This is a genomic window from Enterobacter sp. PGRG2, from assembly GCF_030291195.1.
Classification (GTDB): Bacteria; Pseudomonadota; Gammaproteobacteria; order Enterobacterales; family Enterobacteriaceae; genus Enterobacter_D.
Genome location: NZ_CP127837.1, coordinates 43,263 through 43,579, shown reverse-complemented (window position 1 = coordinate 43,579; position 317 = coordinate 43,263). Strand labels below are relative to the sequence as shown.

The 317-nt window shown below is 52.4% G+C and carries 1 protein-coding gene; it reads right to left on the bottom strand.

Annotated elements, in window-relative coordinates:
• Positions 1 to 317 (bottom strand): hypothetical protein (locus QRD42_RS00080; RefSeq protein WP_321987908.1); only part of this gene is annotated, 317 nt, incomplete at its 5' end.

Here is a 317-nt window from a genome sequence, read left to right as displayed (position 1 = left end):
CTAATTACATTTACCGGTGGGCGCTTTTAACGGGCCGCACTTATCGAAGTCCTGCAAGATATAGCCTTTGTTTTGCATGCAGCTTTCAAGCCTGCTGATTCGCTTAGTATGCCCCTCTGAGGTTTCGCCAGGACGGAGTTGGTTGCGACTGAAATCATCCGGCGCGATGTTTTTATCCAGCCCGCAGCCGTAAAGATCCTTTGTACGCTGCGCAACGTCGGTATGTCCGAGCTGGCCCGGTTTCTGAATAGTATGCGCATAGGGCGGGTGGCGAAAATTGGATGAATCAAGATCCGCCACCACGCAACCTGTAAGCG